The sequence below is a fragment of the Amycolatopsis sp. NPDC047767 genome (genome assembly GCF_040704195.1).
GTDB lineage: Bacteria > Actinomycetota > Actinomycetes > Mycobacteriales > Pseudonocardiaceae > Amycolatopsis.
Genome location: NZ_JBEYSJ010000003.1, coordinates 422,908 through 442,785 on the forward strand (window position 1 = coordinate 422,908; position 19,878 = coordinate 442,785).

Annotated in this window: 22 protein-coding genes; 7 read left to right on the plus strand and 15 right to left on the minus strand. The window is 71.0% G+C overall.

All coding sequences use genetic code 11. The features are described 5' to 3' along the window. Positions 1-41: 41 nt before the first annotated feature. Positions 42-1,478 (minus strand): NADP-dependent phosphogluconate dehydrogenase, encoded by a 1,437-nt coding sequence (gndA, locus tag AB0878_RS08170; RefSeq protein WP_366577691.1) that lies wholly within the window; start codon positions 1,476-1,478, stop codon positions 42-44. Between the two features lie 144 nt (positions 1,479-1,622). Beyond that, a complete protein-coding gene (locus tag AB0878_RS08175) occupies positions 1,623-2,540 on the minus strand; it encodes an MBL fold metallo-hydrolase (protein ID WP_366577693.1) in 918 nt (305 codons plus the stop codon). 271 nt (positions 2,541-2,811) lie between these two features. Between AB0878_RS08175 and AB0878_RS08180 the strand changes: the two genes are divergently transcribed. Then, a complete protein-coding gene (locus AB0878_RS08180) occupies positions 2,812-3,669 on the plus strand; it encodes a helix-turn-helix transcriptional regulator (RefSeq protein WP_364044700.1) in 858 nt (285 codons plus the stop codon). Here AB0878_RS08180 and AB0878_RS08185 read toward each other — a convergent pair. Next, positions 3,626-4,780 carry a glycosyltransferase gene (locus AB0878_RS08185; protein WP_366577695.1) on the minus strand — a complete coding sequence of 385 codons (1,155 nt, stop codon included), beginning with the start codon at positions 4,778-4,780 and terminating at the stop codon, positions 3,626-3,628. The two genes, AB0878_RS08180 and AB0878_RS08185, sit on opposite strands and share 44 nt — an antisense overlap. A gap of 169 nt (positions 4,781-4,949) precedes the next feature. Between AB0878_RS08185 and AB0878_RS08190 the strand changes: the two genes are divergently transcribed. Next, positions 4,950-5,798 carry an SAM-dependent methyltransferase gene (locus AB0878_RS08190; protein ID WP_366577697.1) on the plus strand — a complete coding sequence of 283 codons (849 nt, stop codon included), beginning with the start codon at positions 4,950-4,952 and terminating at the stop codon, positions 5,796-5,798. A gap of 62 nt (positions 5,799-5,860) precedes the next feature. Here AB0878_RS08190 and AB0878_RS08195 read toward each other — a convergent pair whose 3' ends face one another. Further along, on the minus strand, positions 5,861-6,115 hold the full coding sequence (locus AB0878_RS08195) for a hypothetical protein (RefSeq protein WP_285970871.1): 255 nt from the start codon (positions 6,113-6,115) through the stop codon (positions 5,861-5,863). 4 nt (positions 6,116-6,119) lie between these two features. Continuing rightward, positions 6,120-6,386 carry a hypothetical protein gene (locus AB0878_RS08200; RefSeq protein WP_366577699.1) on the minus strand — a complete coding sequence of 89 codons (267 nt, stop codon included), beginning with the start codon at positions 6,384-6,386 and terminating at the stop codon, positions 6,120-6,122. A 252-nt stretch (positions 6,387-6,638) separates the two neighbouring features. Between AB0878_RS08200 and AB0878_RS08205 the strand changes: the two genes are divergently transcribed. After that, positions 6,639-6,899, plus strand: coding sequence for a DUF397 domain-containing protein (locus AB0878_RS08205; protein WP_366577701.1), 261 nt, complete (start codon positions 6,639-6,641; stop codon positions 6,897-6,899). A gap of 212 nt (positions 6,900-7,111) precedes the next feature. Here AB0878_RS08205 and AB0878_RS08210 read toward each other — a convergent pair whose 3' ends face one another. From AB0878_RS08210 to AB0878_RS08225, 4 genes are read right to left on the minus strand one after another with little or no spacing between them, the layout of a single operon-like run. Next, positions 7,112-7,660 carry a hypothetical protein gene (locus tag AB0878_RS08210; protein ID WP_366577702.1) on the minus strand — a complete coding sequence of 183 codons (549 nt, stop codon included), beginning with the start codon at positions 7,658-7,660 and terminating at the stop codon, positions 7,112-7,114. Next, positions 7,653-8,783, minus strand: coding sequence for a hypothetical protein (locus tag AB0878_RS08215; RefSeq protein WP_366577703.1), 1,131 nt, complete (start codon positions 8,781-8,783; stop codon positions 7,653-7,655). Before AB0878_RS08215 ends, AB0878_RS08210 begins: the two co-directional genes overlap by 8 nt. Positions 8,784-8,796: 13 nt before the next feature. Further along, positions 8,797-9,198, minus strand: coding sequence for a FixH family protein (locus tag AB0878_RS08220; protein WP_366577705.1), 402 nt, complete (start codon positions 9,196-9,198; stop codon positions 8,797-8,799). Continuing rightward, positions 9,195-10,610 (minus strand): hypothetical protein, encoded by a 1,416-nt coding sequence (locus AB0878_RS08225; protein WP_366577707.1) that lies wholly within the window; start codon positions 10,608-10,610, stop codon positions 9,195-9,197. The genes AB0878_RS08220 and AB0878_RS08225 overlap by 4 nt, the downstream gene beginning before the upstream one ends. Before the next feature lie 170 nt (positions 10,611-10,780). Here AB0878_RS08225 and AB0878_RS08230 point away from each other — a divergent pair, with 170 nt between their 5' ends. Both AB0878_RS08230 and AB0878_RS08235 read left to right on the plus strand, forming a co-directional pair. Further along, positions 10,781-11,800: an aldo/keto reductase gene (locus tag AB0878_RS08230; RefSeq protein ID WP_366577709.1), complete on the plus strand. Its 1,020-nt coding sequence runs from the start codon at positions 10,781-10,783 to the stop codon at positions 11,798-11,800. A gap of 11 nt (positions 11,801-11,811) precedes the next feature. After that, complete coding sequence (locus AB0878_RS08235) at positions 11,812-12,669, plus strand: LLM class flavin-dependent oxidoreductase (RefSeq protein WP_366577711.1); 858 nt, start codon at positions 11,812-11,814, stop codon at positions 12,667-12,669. 309 nt (positions 12,670-12,978) lie between these two features. Here AB0878_RS08235 and AB0878_RS08240 read toward each other — a convergent pair whose 3' ends face one another. Beyond that, a complete protein-coding gene (locus AB0878_RS08240) occupies positions 12,979-13,833 on the minus strand; it encodes an alpha/beta hydrolase (protein ID WP_366577713.1) in 855 nt (284 codons plus the stop codon). 55 nt (positions 13,834-13,888) lie between these two features. Between AB0878_RS08240 and AB0878_RS08245 the strand changes: the two genes are divergently transcribed. Continuing rightward, positions 13,889-14,440 carry a CGNR zinc finger domain-containing protein gene (locus tag AB0878_RS08245; RefSeq protein ID WP_366577715.1) on the plus strand — a complete coding sequence of 184 codons (552 nt, stop codon included), beginning with the start codon at positions 13,889-13,891 and terminating at the stop codon, positions 14,438-14,440. On the opposite strand, the gene AB0878_RS08250 is transcribed toward AB0878_RS08245, so the two are convergent. The 3 genes from AB0878_RS08250 to AB0878_RS08260 are packed head-to-tail and all read right to left on the minus strand — an operon-like array spanning position 14,422 to position 17,181. After that, positions 14,422-15,267, minus strand: a complete 846-nt coding sequence (locus AB0878_RS08250; RefSeq protein ID WP_366577717.1) for an oxygenase MpaB family protein — start codon at positions 15,265-15,267, stop codon at positions 14,422-14,424. The two genes, AB0878_RS08245 and AB0878_RS08250, sit on opposite strands and share 19 nt — an antisense overlap. 1 nt (position 15,268) lies before the next feature. Beyond that, entirely contained in the window at positions 15,269-15,841 is a 573-nt protein-coding gene (locus tag AB0878_RS08255) for a TetR family transcriptional regulator (protein WP_366577719.1), read from the minus strand. Further along, positions 15,808-17,181: an amidase gene (locus AB0878_RS08260; protein ID WP_366577721.1), complete on the minus strand. Its 1,374-nt coding sequence runs from the start codon at positions 17,179-17,181 to the stop codon at positions 15,808-15,810. The genes AB0878_RS08255 and AB0878_RS08260 overlap by 34 nt, the downstream gene beginning before the upstream one ends. Positions 17,182-17,315: 134 nt before the next feature. Here AB0878_RS08260 and AB0878_RS08265 point away from each other — a divergent pair, with 134 nt between their 5' ends. Then, entirely contained in the window at positions 17,316-18,344 is a 1,029-nt protein-coding gene (locus tag AB0878_RS08265) for a D-cysteine desulfhydrase family protein (protein ID WP_366577723.1), read from the plus strand. A 1-nt stretch (position 18,345) separates the two neighbouring features. Here AB0878_RS08265 and AB0878_RS08270 read toward each other — a convergent pair whose 3' ends face one another. Both AB0878_RS08270 and AB0878_RS08275 read right to left on the minus strand, forming a co-directional pair. Next, complete coding sequence (locus tag AB0878_RS08270) at positions 18,346-19,023, minus strand: DUF998 domain-containing protein (RefSeq protein WP_366577725.1); 678 nt, start codon at positions 19,021-19,023, stop codon at positions 18,346-18,348. 60 nt (positions 19,024-19,083) lie between these two features. Beyond that, a complete protein-coding gene (locus tag AB0878_RS08275) occupies positions 19,084-19,857 on the minus strand; it encodes a hypothetical protein (protein WP_366577726.1) in 774 nt (257 codons plus the stop codon). Between the last annotated feature and the right edge of the window lie 21 nt (positions 19,858-19,878).

A 19,878-nucleotide genomic window follows, 5' to 3' on the forward strand; every position in this document is an offset into this window, starting at 1 on the left:
GGACCCCCACCAACCCGGGTGGGGGTCCCTTCACCAAACGATCAAGCACCGACCTCGTCACGGGAATCCGTGGCCCACAGGGTGTGGAACGAACCCTCGCGGTCGACGCGCCGGTACGTGTGCGCACCGAAGAAGTCACGCTGACCCTGCACCAACGCGGCCGGCAGCCGGTCGGCGCGCAGGCCGTCGTAGTACGCCAGCGCGGTGGAGAAGCCCGGCGTCGGGATGCCCAGCCGCACCGCCGTGGAGATGACCGAACGCCACGAGTCCTGCGCGTCCTCGACGGCCTTGCGGAACGCGCCCGCGGTCAGCAGCGTCGGGAGAGCCGGGTCCTCGGCGTAGGCCGCGGTGATGTCGTTCAGGAACTTCGCGCGGATGATGCAGCCCCCGCGCCAGATCGACGCGACGGCGCCCAGGTCGATGTCCCAGCCGTACTCCGTGGCGCCGGCCTGGATCTGGTTGAAGCCCTGCGCGTACGCGACGACCTTCGACGCGTACAGCGCCTGCTCGACGTCGTCGGCGAAGGTCTCCAGCGCGGCACCCTTCAGCGGCGTCCGCGCCGGCCCCGCCAGCCCGCGGGCGGCCGCGCGAAGCGGCTTCGAGCCCGAAAGCGAACGCGCGAACACGGCCTCGGCGATGCCACTGATCGGCACGCCCAGGTCGAGCCCGATCTGCACGGTCCAGCGGCCCGTGCCCTTCTGCTCCGCCGCGTCCTCGACGATGTCGACGAACGGCTTGCCCGAACCGTCGACGTGCTTGAGTACCTCGGCGGTGATCTCGATCAGGTACGACTCGAGCCGGCCGGTGTTCCACGTCGAGAACACGTCGGCGGCCTCCGCGGGCGAGTAGCCGGCGGCGCCGCGCAGCAGGTCGAACGACTCCGCGATCAGCTGCATGTCGGCGTACTCGATGCCGTTGTGGACCATCTTCACGAAGTGGCCGGCGCCGTCCGCGCCGATGTGCGTGCAGCACGGCGCGCCGTCGACCTTGGCCGAGATGTCCTCGAACAGCGGGCCGAGCGACTCGTACGACTCCTTCGACCCGCCCGGCATGATGCTGGGGCCGTTGAGCGCGCCCTCTTCACCACCGGACACGCCCGTGCCGACGAAGTGCAGCCCACGCTCGCGCAGCGCGGCCTCGCGCCGGCGGGTGTCCGCGAAGTGCGCGTTGCCGGCGTCGACGATCACGTCACCCGGCTCCAGTAGCGGCGCGAACTCCTCGATCACGGCGTCGGTGGGCCCACCGGCCTGCACCATGATCACGATCTGCCGCGGCCGCTCCAGCGCGTCGACGAACTCCTGCGCGGAGTACGCCGGGATGAAGTCGCCCTCGTCGCCGAACTGCTCGACGAGCGTGCGCGTCCGCGCCTCGGAGCGGTTGTGCAGGGCGACCGTGTGCCCGTGCCGGGCCAGGTTCCGCGCCAGGTTGCGGCCCATGACCGCCAGGCCGGTGACCCCGATGCTCGCCTTCTTGCTCATCCGAACCCTTTCCGAAGTCTCTGCCGGAGTCCGAGCGTAGTCCGGTTCGCGCTCACGCGAACCTGCGAGAACACTCACGGGGGTCCGGGGGAATGAATCACGGGCGGCCCGGTGACCGGGACCACTTCTGTCGTGTGCCGGGCCTCAGGAGAAACAGCGGATGGGCGCGCCGTTGTACGCGACCATGTCGGTGATCGCCGCGACGAGGTCGATCGGCGCGCCCCACTCGGCGCCGTCCAGTTCGGCATACGCGCGGTGCAGGTTGCCGGCCAGGCGTTCCTGTTCGGACAAGTCCGAAAAGGTCCCGAGGTCGGTCTCTTTCGCCAGCTGCAGCGGCGAAAGCCCCGCCGCCTTGCCGCGTTCGGCCGTGTCCTGGACGAACTTCAGGTACGCGTCGACGACGTCCACCGTCTCCAGTCCACAGGGGCCGCCGTGGCCGGGCAGGATCAGCGCGGGTTCCAGCTCGCGGATCACGTCGAGGGCGGCACGCCAGCCGGCGACCGAGCCCATCAGCGCGAACGGGCTGCCGCCGTTGAAAACCAGGTCACCCGCGAACAGCACGCGCTGCTCGGGCAGCCAGGCGAGCACGTCGTTGGTGGTGTGGGCGGCGTGGCCGGGGTGCCGGAGCTCGATCGCGGTGTCGCCCGCGTGGACGGTGAGCCGGTCGTCGAACACGACCTCGGGCGCGCGCAGCTCCAGGTGGCCCCAGTCGTTGCCGACGAGCACACCGTCGTAGGTCTCGATGCCGGCGGCGAGCATCGCGTCGCGCGTCTTGCGCTGGCCGATGATCGTCGCGCCGCCGACGAGGTAGTTGCCGTTGGTGTGGTCGGAGTGGTGGTGGGTGTTCACGAGCGTGGTGACCGGTCCCGTCGTGTCCTCCACGGCGGCCAGCAGGGCGCGCGTGCGCCGCTCGGTGGCGCACGTGTCGATGAGCACGGTGTGGTCACCCGCGGACACGAAGCCGCAGTTGTTGATGAACCAGGAACCGTCGGGCTGCACGTAGCCGAAGACGCCGTCTGCGAGGCGCTCGACCTTCGCGGCGCCGGGGGAGCGATCGATCACGTCCGCCACTATGCCGCAGAACCGAACGGCGCAGAACCGGCCCCAGCAGTCCGGATGGAGCAGCGACGGTGTCCGAAAGGCGCTATATGGCCTGGTCCAGGCGAGTGACACCCGGGGTGACTGGCTTTTCGGATCATTTCCTGGAACGCTGCGCGGTGTCATCATCGAACCCCGTTGGGTAAAGGCACTAACCTGGGTGGTTCGAACGTTCGCGCGTCGGCAGTGGTCGAGAGACCGCTCCGGCGGTTAGTGGTCCGGGAGAGCAAGGCTGATGGCGAGCACCGTCACCTCGCGCCGGAAGCAGCTCGGCAACGAGCTCCGGCATGCTCGAAACGCCGCGCGGATGACACAGCAGCAGGTCGCCGAAGTTCTCGGCTGCACCCAGGGCAAGGTCAACAAGATCGAGTCCGGAGCAGTGGGGGTCAAGCTCGGAGATGTGCGATCGATGCTGAACGCGTTCGGGATCAACGGCGAAGAAGCCGACACCCTGATGAACCTGGCCCGCGCCGCCGCCGGGCAGCGCGGTCACTGGTCGGGCTACCGCTCGGTGGTGCCGCACTGGTTCCGCACCTTCACCGACCTGGAGCCGGCCGCGGCGGAGATCCTCACCTGGCACGGTGAGCGCATCCCGGGCCCGCTGCAGTCCGAGCACTACATGCTCAAGCAGTTCACCGAGGCGGGCGCGACCGACGTCACGTCGCTCGTGCGCAACCGGCTCGACCGCAAGGCCGTGTTCGACCAGCAGCAGCCGCCGTACTACCGGTTCATCGTGAGCGAGGGCGCGCTGCGCCGCGCTCCCGGCGGGACGGCGCCGGCCGTGATGCTGGACCAGGTCGAGCACATGCTGGCGCTCGACCGCTACCCCCGCGTGTACGTGCACGTGCTGCCTTTCGGCGCGAAGCTCGCCGCGGTGCCCAACGACTTCACGATCATGCGCTTCCCCGACCGCACGCGGGACTTCGTCTACATCGAACACTCCGCGGGCGGGCTCTACCTCGACGACGTCAAGGACTTCAACATCTTCGTCGACTCGTGGGACCGGCTGCGCGGTGCGGCGCTGGAGCGCGGCGAGACGCGGCAGTTCCTCAAGGAGCTCGCCGAGGGCTACCGGGCGCAGATGTCGCAGTGATTTCCAGCAGTGGCACGGTTTCTTCCGCGCCGGGCTGGCCGTTGATCTCCTCCTGCACGCGCTGAGCCGCCTCGCGCCACCGCGGTTCGGTGAGCAGCCGCGCGGCCGCGTCGTGGATTTCGTCCGGTGTCGCGGTTTCCGGGTCCAGCGCGATGCCGGTGCCGAGCCGGGTGGTCTGGCGGGCGTTGCCGGGCTGGTCGGCGCCCATGGCGAACACGAGCGACGGCAGGCCGTGCGCCAGCGCGCCCAGCAGGCTGCCCGATCCGCCGTGCGACACCACCAGGTCGATCGACGGCAGCAGCTCGGCCTGGGGCACGAACCGTTCCACGCGGACGTGCGCGGGTTGCGGCCCGAAGACGGCCGGGTCGAGCTGGGTGCCGACAGTGGTGGTCACGTCCGCGGTCAGCCGCGCGAGCCCCGCCAGCGTGCGTTCGAAGAGGTCGCCGGACGCGGTGTTGAAGTCCGTGCCGAGGGTGAAGTACACGCCGGGCGGGTCGTGCGGTGGCCGCGGCGGGATCGGGTCGCCCTGGCGGAAGGAGAACGCATTGGGCGGCAACGGCGACGCCGGGTCACGGACTGACGGCGGGAACGGCGAGAGCACGAGCTGCCCCTCCAGCATCGTCAGCTGGGGGTCCGTCGGCAGGCCGTGCTCGGCGCGCAGCTCGTGCAGCGGTTCGGCCACGAGCTCCTTGCGCAGCAAGGTACCCGCGGCCAGCACGAGAACGTTCACGCACGGCACGCCCAACTGTTCGGCGCCGATCGCGGCGCCGAAGTCGACCTCGTCGCGGATCACGACGTCGGGCCGCCAGTCGCGGATGATCTCCAGCAGCTTCCCCGCACGTTCGCGGCCGGCACGGCGCGCGAAGAGCTCCTGGATCTCCCAGTCGTCACGCGCCGGGTCGACCGGCGGCAGCGGCTCGCGCGTCGACGCGGTCTGAGCGCGCGGTGCGCTCGTGGCCAGGGCTGTGAACCCCGCGCGCTCGATCGGCGGCACGTGACTGCCCGCCCCAGCCACGGCGACGGTGTGCCCCCGCGCCGCGGCGGCCCGCGCGACGGGTGCCATCGGATCGAAGTGGCCCCGGCCGCCGATGAAGGTGAAGAGGAAGCGCATTCCCGGCAAAGTAGTGGTTGACGACGGGGCCGGTCTCTCCGTTCTCCTGGGCTTTCGCCGCCGGGCCCCCCGATCAGGTGTCACTCGATCGGGGGTCGGCTGCGGGACGCGCCGGGAGATCGGCAGACTGGTCCGCACCAGCACACCGCGGGTCGGAAAGGGACAGCTGATGACACAGGTACCGGATCCCGAAGCCCCGGAGGGCATCGACCTCGATCGGCCCAACGCGGCCCGCATCTACGACTGGTTCCTCGGCGGCACGGCCAACTGGGCGATCGACCGCGAGTTCGGCGAACGCGCGGTACAGACCTTCCCCATGATCAAGACCATCGCGAAGTCCGGGCGCGAGCTGCTCGGCCGCACCGTGCGCTACATGGTGCGCAACGGCATCGACCAGTACCTCGACCTCGGCTCCGGGGTGCCGACGGCCGGCAACGTGCACGAGATCGCCACATCGGTGAACCCCGACGCGCGCTGCGTGTACGTGGACAACGAGCCCGTGGCAGTCGCCCACTCGCAGATCCTGCTGGAGCGTGAGGGCGTCGCCGACCGGCACGCGGTGCTGCACGGCGACCTGCGGAACCCGGGTGACATCTGGCCGCGTGCGCTCGACACCGGTGTGCTGGACCCGAAGCGCCCGATCGGGTTGATCATGTCCGGCGTCCTGTACTTCATCGGCCGTGACGAGGGAGCGCACGAGATGGTGCGCAAGTACCTCTCGCTGGTGCCGTCGGGCTCGTTCTTCATGGCCTCGCACATCACGCTCGACGGGGTGCCGGAGTCGGACGGAGACAGCCGCGAGTCGATCCACGAGCAGTACAAGCAGTCGAGCACCCCGATCCACTTCCGCTCGCGCGCGGAGTTCGCGGAGTTCTTCGACGGCCTGGAGCTCGTGGACCCCGGGGTGGTCTGGGTTTCGGAGTGGCGGCCGGAGGAAGGCGAGTCGCGCAACAGCGACCGCATGGCCGCCGACCCGTCGTTCAGCGGCGGAATCTGCGCCGTCGGACGGAAGCCGTAACGACGAAAGCGCGCCCCGGGAGGGTGGCCCGGGGCGCGCTGGTTCGGTGGTCTGTGTCGCGCTTACGCGCGGGACGGGCCCAGCCCGTGGACGAGCGGCGCGAGGTCGACGCGCGCCTCGAGCGGCCGCGTGGCGCGGACCAGGTCCGGCTGGCGCGGGGCGGGCACGTCGAGGTCGGTGTCCCAGGTGACCGGGCTGCGCAGCGGCGCCTGGATCAGGCTGAAGCCGAAGCGACTGCGCAGCTCGTGGTTGATCCCACGCCGGCCGTGAGTGTGTTCATCCTCACGACGGAAGAGCGTGGTGAGCCGGACGGCCATGAGATCACACCCCCAGTTCCGATAGCGGTGACCGGGGCAGATCCGCTCCGGCCAGACCGAGACAGCTTTCGCACGGCATACCCACGCCCGGCGCCAGCCACTCGATGTGGGTCCGGGGAAACGACTCCCCGCACCGCGCGAGCACCTCTGCGGAAGAACCCGCTGCGTCCACCTCGAACACGTGCACGACGCGGCGGGATTCGCCGACCCTGCCGGGCGCGAGCCTGCCCGTCATGAGCACGTTCGCCGTCATGCTGTCCTGGATGATCACGCGGTCCCTCCCCCCGAGGTCGGTGCCGGTTCGTGGACTCCGCTGGTGGGCTGGGCCGAATGCAGCAAGCCATTCACCCACCACTGGCGCCCCGATCGATGCGATTAATCCTACTCCTGGAATAATCTTCATGTCGAGATCGGGTCGAGTTGATCACCCGCTTGGCCCTGCGGTTTGCTCCGTAGTGACAGAAAGAAGCCGGGGACGTGTGTGGCGACCGCACGCCCTGCAGGAGGCTCGGAGGTACGACCCATGACGGATTATCCGTCGCTCCAGGATTACGACCCGGACACGGCCGAGGGGCTGTTCGAGGACGCTGCCTGGGAGAAGTCGTTCGCCAGTGAGCCGAACGGCGGCAGCTGCGTCGAGGTCAACCTGGGCCGTTCCGACCTCGTCGGCGTGCGCGACACCAAGCTCGCGTCCAGTCCGGTCTTCGTGTTCGACCGGGGCGAGTGGGAGGCCTTCCTGGTCGCGGTGAAGGCCGGGCAGTTCGACCTGCCGCCGGACGCTTGACGCGCGGTTCGCGATTCACGCGGGAACCCGCGTGCGGGCCTTGCCGTGAGGCTTTCACCAACTGTCACTCGAACGAGTGATTGGTGCTGACCCTGGGTGGTCGTGCGGCGCAAAGCACCCCAATGCGGCGTTCGGTGCACTCAGCGCACCCAATGCGGCGTTCGGTGCGTTGAACGCAACCAACGCCACATTGGGGTGCGCTGAGCTGTGGATCAGGCGGCGGCCGGCACCCCGCCGCCGCGCAGCCGGCCGCGCGTGCGGCGCCAGGCGATGACCACGAGCACGACCAGCCCGATCAACGGCAGGCTGCTGATCGCCCAGCTCAACCCCATCGGCGGTCCAGGCTGTGACAGCACCGGCAGGCTCTTCAGCTCACCGCTGCCCTGACCCTGGGGGCCGTTGATCGTGAAGCGGAACGCCCACGTGCCCTCCGTCGGCAGAGCGCGGATGTCCAGACCCCAGACGTCGCGCTTGCGCGGGTGGCGCGCCAGCGGCTGCGGGCGTTGGAACGCGGCGGCCGAGGGGTTGTGCATGGCGAGCGTGCCGGTTTTGGTGCCGATGCCGCCGTCGGGGATGAACGTGAAGTCCAGCGACTGCATGGCGCGCAGCGGCCACGTCGAGAAGCCCACGGTGAGGCCGTACGGCCCCGCCTGCACGCGTTCGGTGTGGACGATGTTCACCGGCTCGTACGCGTTGGCCGGCAGGGCGGTGGCGAGCAGCAGGCCGATGACCGCGCCCAGCGCCAGCAGTGTCTTACGCATGGGTCTGCACCTCCGAAGCCGGGGCGAGCAGGCGGAGCATGCCGCCGAAGCGCCAGCCCGCGAAGCCGCCCGCCAAACCGAGCACGCCGGCGGCGAGGCCGGTCGCGAGAACCGCCGTGAGGTCACCGATGTGACCGGAATAGACCAATCCGCGCTGCACCAGCAGGGTCGCACCGACCAGGAGCCCGGCCAGCCCGCCCGCGAGCACGGACACGCGGCCCAGCTGCCACCCCCGCCGTCGCGCGATCAGCAGGTAGCCCTCCACCAACGCGGCCACCGGCAGGAGCGCCATCGGCATCAGCGCGGGCATGTCCGGCACGCCGCTCACGTAGTCGCGCACCGGCAGCCCGACGAGATCGGCGTACGCGCGCGCAGCCCACGGTGAGAACCACCAGAAGACGGCCTGGATCACGGCCAGGATCGCCGCTGTCGCCACGGCGCCGCCCGGCCGGCGCAGGAACCCGGCGCCGGCGAACACGAGCAGCACGGACAACAGCGTGGAGCCGACCGACGTTGCCTCCACCGGGTCGAGGTCCACCTGCTGCAGCCCCAGTGCCGTCACCGCGCTGAACGCGATCAGCACGGCCAGCGAGCCGAACACCCCGATCCGGCCCCAGCGCTGCTCCCGCGCGGCCGCGAAGACCATCGTGGTGCCGATGATCGACAGCGTCACCGAGAGCAGCAACCCGATGTGCGGCGGCGAGTCGATCACGGCGTCGAAGCCGTACAACCCGTGCCACCACTGGTCCCACAGCCCGTAGAGCAGGAACAACGCGGCGCCGACGCCGGAGACGAGGTAGCCCGCCGGCGCCGCGAACGTCCGGCCGAACACGCCGATCGCGCGCCCGCCGATGCGCGGGTCCACCGGCCGCCCGGCGCGTTGCGCAGCCGTGGTCAGCAGCACCACGGCCAGGCTCGCGAGCCCGACGATCGCGCTGCCCGAGTACAGGAACAGGTGCGGCAGCGTGAAGAACGTGTCCGGGCCGACGTCGTCGTGCCATTGCACGTCCCAGGTGAGCCCGACCATCGAGATCACCGACCCCGCGAGCACCGTGCACGCGGGTGCCAGCCCCGGCCTTCTCGTCGCGGCGACCACCCGGGCCCCCGACGCGGTGAGATCCATCCCCAGCCCCTCCTTACTGGTTGACCAACACGGGAAACACGACTTGACCGGCGCCCGCCGGCCCACGCAGGGAGACCGTGATCTCCCACTGGCCCGCCATCGGCAGGCCGACGTCGGCGGCGCGGAAGTGCCCCGGCCCGTCGGCGGTCGCCGGCACGGGTGTGATGGCGTGGCCCATCTGCGGCATCACCGGCTCCACCGTCACGCCGTCCACGGCGGGACCGGTCACCGCGAACGCGAACGTGTTGCCGCCGACGCGTGGCGCGTCCGTGGACAGTTGCACGGTGTAGGGCCCGGTCGTCGACTTGAGCACGGTGGGACCGCTCGGCCCGCCGCCGAACAGCAGCCAGCCGGCGATCACCGCGGCCACCAGCACGACGACGCTGATCAGCACCACTGGACGTTTCGTTTTCATTGGCCCCCTCCGGGAATGGCCGGCACGTCGAGCACCACCGGCACGGTCAGCACGGACCAGCCGCGTTCGGCCTGCAGCCACAACCGGTAGCGGCCGGGCGCGGGGAAGGTGTACGTGAAGGGCACGTCGGGCCCGTACGCGGCGACGGTTTCGTCCGGCACGCCGGTGAGGCCCGGGACGTACGGCGGCATCGCGTGCGCGTGGGCCCACGTCGGCGCGGTGGCGGCCGCGGCGCCGACGTCGGTGTCCGACGGCAGCGGCCCGACGACGATCAGGTGGCCCAGCATGCCCAGCCACGGCTGGAGGTCGCCGGAGGGGAAGTGCGCGGTGACGGTGACCGGGGTGCCGGCTTGCACGCCCGTGGTGGTGACGTCGACGGGCACTCCGTCGACGACGCGTTTTCCTGGTCCGGCGGGGACTTCGGCGGGGTTGCCGGTTTTGCTCTTTTCGTCCACAGTGGACCGTGCGAGCTGAACGCCGCCGCCGCGTCGTTCGAGTTCCGCGGCCACCGCGTAGGTTCCGGCTTCCGGCGCGGTGAAGTCGACGCGGTACTCGCCGGGCGCCACCCGCACCGGGTGCAGGTGCCACAACCGGCCGGAGGGGGAGACGACGATGAGGTGGACCAAGGCGTCGTCGTGGATCACGAGGTCGTCGGCGGGCCGGCCGGTGGACCCGTCGGTGAAGCGGAGATCGAGAGATTTTCCTTGCGTGCCAACGGTCAGGTTCACCGGTGGCCGTGAGTAGTCCGTGACGGGCAGGCGTGACAGCGCGTACGGGTCGGTGACGTTGTCCACGGTCGCGTCCAGCTGCGCGCCCGGCGCGGGCGGCGGGGGAGTGCTCGTCGACAGCAGCGCGCCGGTGACCGCGACGGCCAGCGCCGCGACCATCCCGCCCGCCGGCAGCAGGGCGTAGGCGGTGCGGCGTGACCGCACGGCCACGACCAGGGCGAGGAGCAGAAACGCCCCTGCCGCAACGAAACCGCCGTACGCCGCCTTCTCCCAGGGCGGCACCACGCGCGCCGGGACGACGAACGGGATGGTCGAGGTGGTCGTCCCGTCGTTCAGCCGCAGTTCCCATGGCCCGGCGTGGTCGACGCCGACCGTGCCGGGGTAGAGCCCGGGCGTCGCGCCGAGCACGACCTCGCCGCGGGAGAACACGACGCCGTCGGCGGCGGTTGCGAGGTGCAGCGGGCCGGGCGCGGTGCCCGCGTGGGTGGCGATGTCGACGTGCAGGTCGCCCGGCGTCACGTCGATCCGGCGGATGATCACGGTGAGCTCGCGGGCTCCGAGGGTCTGCGCCACCTGGATGTCTGCGCCGACCGGTGCCCCGTCGGCGCGCGCGGTGCCGCCGCCGAGCGCGATCCCCAGCGCGCACAGCACCAGCAGCAGCGCCGTTGTCTTTGTGGTCCCCATCACGGCAAAAGGTATCGAGGTTACGGGGTCGAATCGTCACGGAAGCGGGGGAAGATCCATCCCCGGTTCGGGGGATGCGAACCCCTAGGTACCCGCTTCCTTGCGAAGTGGAACGTTGCTCCGTATGTTTAACGGAGCAACGTTCCGTTTGCTCTTCGGAGGACGATTCCATGCAGTACCGCACCTTGGGCCGCACCGGTGTGCAGGTCAGCGCGCTGTCGCTCGGCGCCATGAACTTCGGCGCGATCGGCCGCACCACGCAGGACGACGCCACGGCCATCGTCGACGCCGCGCTCGAAGGCGGCATCAACGTCGTCGACACGGCCGACATGTACGGCGCCGGCGAGTCGGAGGTGATGGTCGGCAAGGCCATCGCCGGGCGCCGCGACGACCTCGTGCTCGCCACGAAGGCCGCCATGCCGATGGGCGACGAGCGCAACCACCGGGGCAGCTCGCGCCGTTGGCTCGTCAGCGAGCTCGACAACAGCCTGCGCCGGCTCGGTGTCGACCACGTCGACCTCTACCAGATCCACCGCTGGGATCCCTCGACCAGTGACGAGGAGACGCTTTCCGCGCTCACGGATCTGCAGCGCGCCGGGAAGATCCGCTACTTCGGCTCGTCGACGTTCCCCGCGTACAAGATCGTGCAGGCGCAGTGGGCCGCGCGGGAGCACCATCTGGGCCGCTACGTCACCGAGCAGCCCAGCTACTCGATCCTGCAACGCGGCATCGAGGCCGACGTGCTGCCGATGACCGAGGAGTACGGCCTCGGCGTGCTGGCGTGGAGCCCACTCGCGTCCGGCTGGCTGTCGGGCGCGGTCCGTGAGGGGCGCGAGATCGCCACGAGCCGCTCGAAGGCCCTGCCGCAGCGCTTCGACCTGGCGCTGCCCGCCAACCGGGCCCGGCTCGACGCGGTGGAGCGTCTGGCGAAGGTCGCCGCCGACGCCGGGCTGACGCTGATCCAGCTCGCGCTCGGCTTCGTGACCGCGCACCCGGCCGTGACCAGCGCGATCATCGGCCCGCGCACGCCGGAGCACCTGCGCTCGCACCTCGCGGCCGCCGACACCGTGCTGTCCGCCGACGTGCTGGACGCGATCGACGAGATCGTCGCACCCGGCGTCGACCTGGCCGCGCACGAGAAGTTCGACACCCCTCCCGCTCTGCTCGATCCCTCCTTGCGTCGCCGCTGAAAGGACTTCCCATGTCACCTCGGTTCGGCATCATGACCGCCCCGATGCAGGTTGACTACGCCGACCTCGTGCGCGTCTGGCGCGAAGCCGACACCCTGCCGGAGATCGAGCACGCTTGGCTCTTCGACCACCTGCTCCCCATCGCCGGCGACCCTGATGGGCCGATTTTCGAAGGCTGGACCCTGCTTTCGGCTCTCGCCGCGCAGACTTCCCGCCTGCGCCTCGGCCTCATGGTCACCAGCAACCGCTTCCGTCCGCCCGCCGTCCTCGCCAAGATCGCCACGACCGTCGACGTGGTTTCCCACGGCCGCTTGGACTTCGGCATCGGCGTCGGCTCCCGCCCGAGCCACCCCCTGGCCCGGCGCGAGTACGAAGCCCACGGCCTCCCGTTCCACGACACCGCGCACGCCGTGCAGGCCCTCGCCGAAGCCTGCACCGTCATCCGTCGCTTGTGGACGGAGGACGCGCCCTTCGACTTCATCGGCGACACCGTCCAACTCAAGGGCGCGTTCGGCAACCCCAAGCCCATGCAGCGCCCCCACCCCCCGATCGTCATCGGCGGCCGCGCCTCCGCAACCCTCCGCGTCGCCGCCACCCACGCCGACGTCTGGAACATCCCCGGCGGCGACCTCGACGACTGCATCAGCCGCAGCGCCCTCCTCGACCGCTACTGCACCGACATCGGCCGCGACCCGGCAGAAATCACGCGCTCGATCCACCTGCCGGTGTCCTATGCGGACCCGGGCCTCACGCGCAAAGCCATCACGGAGGCCGTGGACGCCGGCTTCGAGCACGTGGTGCTCGGCCTGCCGTCGCCATTCCCGGAGGGTGTCGGGCAATGGGTGGTCGATGAGCTGATCAAGGCCTGACCGAGCGGCCCTCGCCGCCCACAACGACGACGTCCGGCGGCATCTCTCCGGAAGCGGCCGCTGTCGAGCCTGGCCCTCGCGTTTCTGAGCGCAGGCTCGGTTCGGCGCTCATGTGCCGCCTGGCCGGCGACTTCTGGCTGCTCCTCCGGGGAAGCGGCCGCGGTCCGTTTGCCTCGGCGTTGCGGAGCGCGGGCTGGATGGGGTGCTCAGCCGCCCCGCAGCCGGCGTTCCCCGGCGGGTGTGGCGCGGCCGCCGGCCGACGAGCTGATCAAGGCCCAGGCGAGATGCTCACGTGAGTGCGATCACCACCTAACCCAAGAACTCACGCAAGTGCGACACCACCGCCTCCGGTTGTTCCTCCGGTAGGAAGTGGCCGCAGTTCTCGAGGCCGACGCCGGTGACGTTGTCGGCGTAGTCGCGCCAGAGGTCGAGGGTGGGGAGTTTGCCGAGGAGGCCCGCTTGGCCCCACATGGCGAGAACGGGCTGGGTGAGGCGGTTGCCGGCGGCGTAGTCGGCGTCGTCGAGGGTGGCGTCGTCGGGGAAGGAGGCGCGGTAGTCGTCGAAGCCGGCGCGGAGGGCGCCGGGGGCGGAGAAGGCGCGTACGTATTCGGCGACGTCCTCGGCGGGCAGGCCCTGGCGCTGGAAGGTCCAGCGTTCGAAGAAGTAGCCCAGGTAGGCGGCGATGTTGCTGCCCGCCAGCAGTTCCGGCAGGTCGGGTTGCAGGTGGAACAGCCAGTGCCAGTAGCCCTTCGCGACATCCGAATCCAGCCGTTTCCACATCTCGCGCGTCGGCGCGATGTCGAGGACGGCCAGGCGCTCGACCTGCTCCGGGCGGTCCAAAGCCCAGCGGTGGCCGACGCGGCCGCCACGGTCGTGGCCGACCACCGACACGCGGTCGAAGCCCAGCTGCTCGGCGAGCTGGGCGAGATCGGCGGCCATGGTGCGTTTGTCGTAGCCGCCGCGGGGCTTGTCGGTGCGGCCGTAACCACGCAGGTCGGGCGCGATCACGGTGTGGGTTTCGGCGAGCGGGCCCGCGACGCGGTGCCAGCAGTGCGACGTCTGCGGCCACCCGTGCAGCAGGAACACGGGTGGGCCGTCGCCGCCGCGCAGGTAGTGCATCCGGAGGTCGCCGACCTGCGCCATCGAAGGTTCTAACCGGCTCATGGGGTTAGACGCTACCGGACGCGACTAACCGGTGACAAGGGTTAGAATCAACCCCATGGAGTGGGTTTTCGACGGTGGCCGGCCGTGTCTCGACCTCGTCAACACGCTGCGCGACCGCTACCAGCCCGAAGGGGTCGAGCTGCTGACCTCGCCCGAAGCCCTCGCCGAATGGCTCTCGCTCGCCGGCCTCACCAAAGGCCCGGTGCCCGTCACGCAGGAAGACCTCGAAACGGCGAAATGGCTCAGGGAAGCCGTGAACCGGCTGGTCACCACCCCGCCGGCACCCCCTGACGTCGAGCTCGTGAACAAAGCCGTCGAGGAGCCGCTGCCCAACGCGCGCCTGCGGCTGTCCGACGGGGAGCTGCGCAAAGCGGCACCCACCCCGCGAAACCCGGTCGCGGCCGCCTTCGCGCTGATCGCGACCGACGTGATCGAGCTGGTGACGAGCCCGGTGGACGTCCGCGTCTGCGCCGCGGACGACTGCGGCCTGCGCTTCGCCGACGCGTCACCACGAAGGACCCGGCAGTGGTGCTCGATGTCCCGCTGCGGCAACCGCGCCAAGGCCCGGGCCCACTACGCACGGCTGAGTCAGGGCAGGAGCCGGTAAGCCCACGGATGGGCCCGCAACCACACGTTCAGCTTGCCGATCCACCGCATGTGCGCCGTCCGCAACGGTGCGGGCACCAACCAGCCGACGATCCGCACCACACGGCAGAAGCGCGCGAACCGCAGCTGGTCACGAGAAGTCCACTGTAGACCGAGCTGCTCCCGCAAAGCCGCCGGCAACGTCGCCCGGATCAAGAACAGCTGCCCGGCCGCCTGCGCATCCCGCAGCCGCGGCCACCACCGATCCGGCAGCCACCGCACGGGTTTCGGCACGGTGTGGATGGTCTCCAGCAACGTCGTCATCGTCTCGTTCGGCCGGAACGACGCGACCATCTCGTCGTAGTACCGCGAGAACGCGGCCCAGTCGGGTGGCAGATCCCGCTCCCGCACCCCGAGCACCCGGCCGATGTCGCACATCTGCGCGTAGTACTCGTCGAGCTCGCCCGGCGTCAGCGGCCGCCCGAAAAACCGTTGTACATCAACGGGAACCTTCACCAACGTCGCATGTACCCACGCGTAAGCACCCGGATCCAGCCCGCTGTACCGCCGCCCGTCGGCCACCCCGGTGAACGTCCGGTGCAGCTCCCGCAACCGCGAAGCCTCGAACCGCGCGCCGGCAGCACCGCCGTACACGTAGATCGACAGCGAAGCCCCCGTCCGCATCAACCGCGTCCAGGGATCCGAAACGTAGTCCGAGTGGTCCCGCACCCCGGCCGCCACCACGGGGTGGGCCACCTGCAGCACCAGGACCTGCCCGGCCAGCAGCACGTCGCGGAAGTCACCGAAGTACCGCCAGGCCGCGGTGCCCCGCACGACCGGCGGCGCCACGTCAGGCCCCGCGCAACAGCATCATCAGTGGCTCGGCGGCCGGCACGTCGGTGCCCGTCGACAGCCGCCGCAGCTGCAACCCGGCGATGAGCGCGACGACGGGACCCGCCACCCGCGCGGGATCGGGCACGCCGAGCGCGCGCAGGATCGTCGTGGCCAGGTCGTCGTACGCCGCGAAGCAGCGCGCCGACGCTTCGCGCAGCCCGGGATCGCGCGCGGCCTGGAGGTACAGCTCGTGGGGTGCGAGGTCGTCGGTGCCGAACGGCAGCTGCTCGATCACGTGCTCCACCACGGCCGCGGCCTGCTCCAGGCTGAGGCCGTCCGCACTGTGCGCGTCGGCGATCGCGGCGAGCTTCGCCGTCTCCTCCTCGGCGAACAGCAGCATCGCCTCTCGCAGCAGCTCCGTCTGGCTGGGGAAGTGGTAGGTCAGCGTGCCGAGCGAGACGCCCGCGGCGGCCACGATGCGGCGGTTGGTGAGCCCGCCGACCCCTTGCTCGCCGACGACCTCGAGCGTCGCCCGCAGGATCGCGTCGCGGGTGTTCACCACGCCCTTGCGGGCCGGCGCAGGTGCCACCGTTGGACCTCTTCCAGTTGCGCGGCCACGGAGATCAGCCGCTCCTCGGCGTGCGACGGGCCCAGCAGCTGGGCGCCGAGGGGGAGCCCGTCCGCGGTTTGTCCGGCCGGGACGTTGATCCCCGGCCAGCCCAGCACGTTCCACGGCCAAGCGTAGGGGCACGCGGCGATCATCGTCTGGTCGGTGCGCCAGCCGGTGAGGCCGTCGAACGCGCCGGTCTTCGGCGGCGGCGTCGCGGTGGTCGGGGTGAGCAGCACGTCGACGCGCCCGAAAACGGAACCGATGCGGCGTTGCAGCGCGGGTTCGAGAGCGCGGGCGAGCTTCAACGCACCGGCGAGCACGGTGCCCTGCTGCGCGTTGCCGCGCGTGCGGGGGTCGAGCTTGGCCTTCTCGGGCACGCGAGCGGCCCAGTCGCGCACGCCGGTGAGCGAGCGCGGCAGGAAGGTGAGGCCGATGAGCCCGTAGCCCGGGTCGATCTCGACGATGTCGTGGCCCAGGTTCGCCAGCGCCTCCGCGGTGTTGCGCACGGCCGCTTCGACGACCGGGTCGAGGCTGGTTTTCGTTGCGGTGAAAGGAATCCTCGTCGACAGCCCGATGCGCAGCCGGCCGGGTTCCCGGCGGGCGGCCGCGCGGAACACGCCGTCGGAGCCCGTGGTGACATCCAGCAGGGTCGCCGCGTCGGCCACGGTCCGGGCCAGCGGGCCGAGCACGGTGAGGCCGTGGAACAACTCCCCACCGAGCGGCACGCGGCCGCGCTGCGTCTTGATGCCGACGAGCCCCGTCCACGCCGCCGGGATGCGCACCGACCCGGCGCCGTCGGAGCCGAGCGCCGCCGCGACCACCCCGCCGGCCACCGCGGCCGCCGAGCCGCCGGAGGACCCGCCGGGCGTGTGGTCGGGGTGCCACGGGTTACGCGTGACCCCGAACGCCGGCCCTTCCGTGAACGGCCATTGTCCCAGCTCAGGCGTGTTCGTCTTGCCGATGATCACGGCGCCGGCCCGCTTGAGCAGCGCCACGGCGGGTGCGTCGGCGGTCGCGTCCGGGAAGTCACCCGCGCAGCCGAACGCCGTCGGCAGGCCCGCGAGGTCCACGTCGTCCTTGATCGCGACGGGCACGCCCAGCAACGGCGTCCGGTCACCTCGCGCCCGGCGCCGGTCGGCTTCTTCGGCCTCGGCAAGGGCTTCGTCGTCGCGGATCCGGCGGAACGCGTTGAGCACGGTCTGGCTCGCGTGCGCCTCTTCCAGAGCCGCTGCGGTGAGCGCCACCGAGGTCGTTTCGCCTGCTTCGAGCGCCGTCACCTGGTCGGCGACGGTCGTGAACGCGGAAGTCCTGACGGTCATCGGGCCACCCCCGGGTTCTCGTTCGTTCGAACGAACGTTACCACCGGACTGTGATTCCGGCTCCCTGGTTCGACAGCCGACCCGCCCGAGGCCGACGATGAGCCCGAGACCCGCCCCAGCCCCACGGAGGATCGATGACGTTCGACTTCGACCGGTTTCCCGTTTTCGACGCGTTCCCGCGGGCGGGGCTCGGCACCGGGCCGACGCCGCTGCTGGCCGCGCCGCGCCTGGGCGAGGCGCTCGGGCTGCCGCGGCTGATGCTCAAGCGCGACGACGTCCACCCGCTCGGCGTGGGCGGCAACAAGCTGCGCAAACTCGACTTCCACCTCGGTGCGGCACTCGCCGCCGGCGCCGACACGGTGATCACCTTCGGCGCCCTGCAGACCAACCACGGACGCCAGACCGCGGCGGCGTGCGCGCGGCTCGGGCTGCGCTGCGAGCTGGTGCTCACGGCGAAGGTGCCGCGCCAAGGCGAGGCCTACGAGCATTCCGGCAACATCCCGCTCGACCTGCTCTTCGGCGCCCGCTTGCACATCTGCGCCACCGTCGAGGAAGCCGAGCGCACCTACGAAGAGCTGCTCGCGTCGGCCGACTACGAGGGCCGCAAGGTCTTCACGGTCCCCGTCGGCGGCTCCGACGCGCTCGGCACCCTCGGCTACGTGTCCGCGACCCACGAGCTCGCGCAGCAGCTCTCGGCGCTCGGGATCGACAGCGCCCGCATCGTCGCGCCCCACGCGAGCGGCGGCACGTCCGCCGGCCTCGCGCTCGGCACGGCGCTGCTCGGCAACCTCGGCGCCGACTTCGCCTGCGTGAGCCATCCGCTCGACGAGGCCACCGACAACCTCACCCATCTCGTCACCTCAGCCGCGCAGCTCCTCGGCGTCGACACGCCGTCGCTGGACCACGTGCGCATGAGCGACTCGACCATGGGCGAGGGCTACGGCATCCCGGCGCCCTCGACGTGGGGCGCGCTGCGGCTGTTCGGCCGCACCGAAGGTGTGGTGCTGGACCCGGTCTACTCCGGCAAGGCCGCTGCCGCGCTCGTCGAATGGGCCGCGGACGGCCGGTTCGACCCCGAGGAGACGGTGGTGTTCGTGCACACCGGCGGCCTGCCCGGGCTGTACGGCTACGCACCGGAGTTCGTCGCCGCGATGCAGGAGTGAGTCAGTCCCGCGCGGCGGCCGGTTGCAGCTCGGCCGCCGCGCGGGTGGCGTCGACCCGCACCGCCACGCGGACCAGGCCCAGCAGCAGCACGACGTCCGCGACGAGCATCAGCCGTTGCGTGGCCCCCACCGGCAGCAGCTCGGTGACGGTGTGGACCGGCAGCCCGGCTTCGTCGAGGCGGGCGAACAGGAAACTCACGCCGAACACCACCAGAACGGCCACCCCGAACCGCAGCCGCCGCGCCACGAGCGCGCGCTCGGCCGTGCCGCGCAACGGTTCCAGCAACGTCAGCGCCGCGGCCGGCAGGCTCGCGAACGCCACCACGCACGAGTACAGGTGGATCTCGCCGCTCGTCAGGTCCGGGTGCGGCGGGTAGCTCGCCGGGAACACCGCGGCCGTCGCCAACCCCAAGGCCCACAACGAAAGCAGCACTCGCGTGGTCCGAGGCAGCGGCACGCCACCGGCCGCCAGGCAACCGAGCACGGCCAGCGAACCGACGGCGAGCGCCAGCACGCTCGCGCTCAGCAGGCCCGGGTCGGTGGTGGTGTAGCTCGACAACGTGTCGTGGATCGGGTCGTGGGAGCTGATCACGTGCATCAGGGTGATCGTGAACAGCCCCCACCCGATCGCCACCAGTGCGCCCATCCGCCAGATCCGCAGCCCCCGTGAAATCCCCATGGTCCCCAGCGTTGCGGGGCCGGCGCGATCCGTGATCCGGGATCACCCTGAATTCGACCCCTATTCGACCTCGCTGGTGAATTCGGCGAGCACCAAGGCTTGATCGTCGTGCCGCTTCGCCCGCGGCCAGCGCGAACCGTCGGGATCCTGCGTTTCCGCGGTTCGCACGGCGTCCAGCACGGCGTCCGGGCCGTTCACCCGGGCGAGGCGCAGCACGTCGGGCCAGCCGAAGAGGCCGTAGTCGTCGACCCCGGTGGACACGCCGTCGGTGGCGAGCAGCACGGCGTCGACCTCGGGGCGCGGCCACGAGCGCCGCACAGCCTTCGCCGCCGCCTCGGGGTCGGCTTCGGCGACCCAGAAGCCGTCTTCGGCGTTGCGGCGGCGGCGCACGTCGGCGCCGGTCTGCAGCAGGCCGCCGTCGCGCAGGGAGACCAGCCGGTCGTCGGCCACGACGTCGACGCCGAACTGTCCGAACGCGACAACCGGACTGTCCGCCAGCACAAGGGTTTCGACCTCGGCCGCGTCCCAGCGCAGGATCGACACGGTGCTCGACGGCGAGTGCCCGGGCTCCAGCCCGTGCTCCGCCGCGACCCCGGCGATGGACGACGCCAGCGCCACGGCGAGGTCTTCCTTGGGACTTTCTCTCAGCTCGTCCGCCAGCCGGCGCACCAGCAGGTCGGCGTACCAGCCGCCGGGCGGCAGGTCGGGGCTCGGTGACGTGGCGCCGTCCAGCAGCAGCACGGCGTTGTCCAGCACCACGACGTGGTCTTCGCTCGCGCGAGGCAGGCCGTCCGCGCCTACTCCCGCGCGCTCCGCGATCGCGATCTCGGGCATCACCCGATGCTAACCCGAACG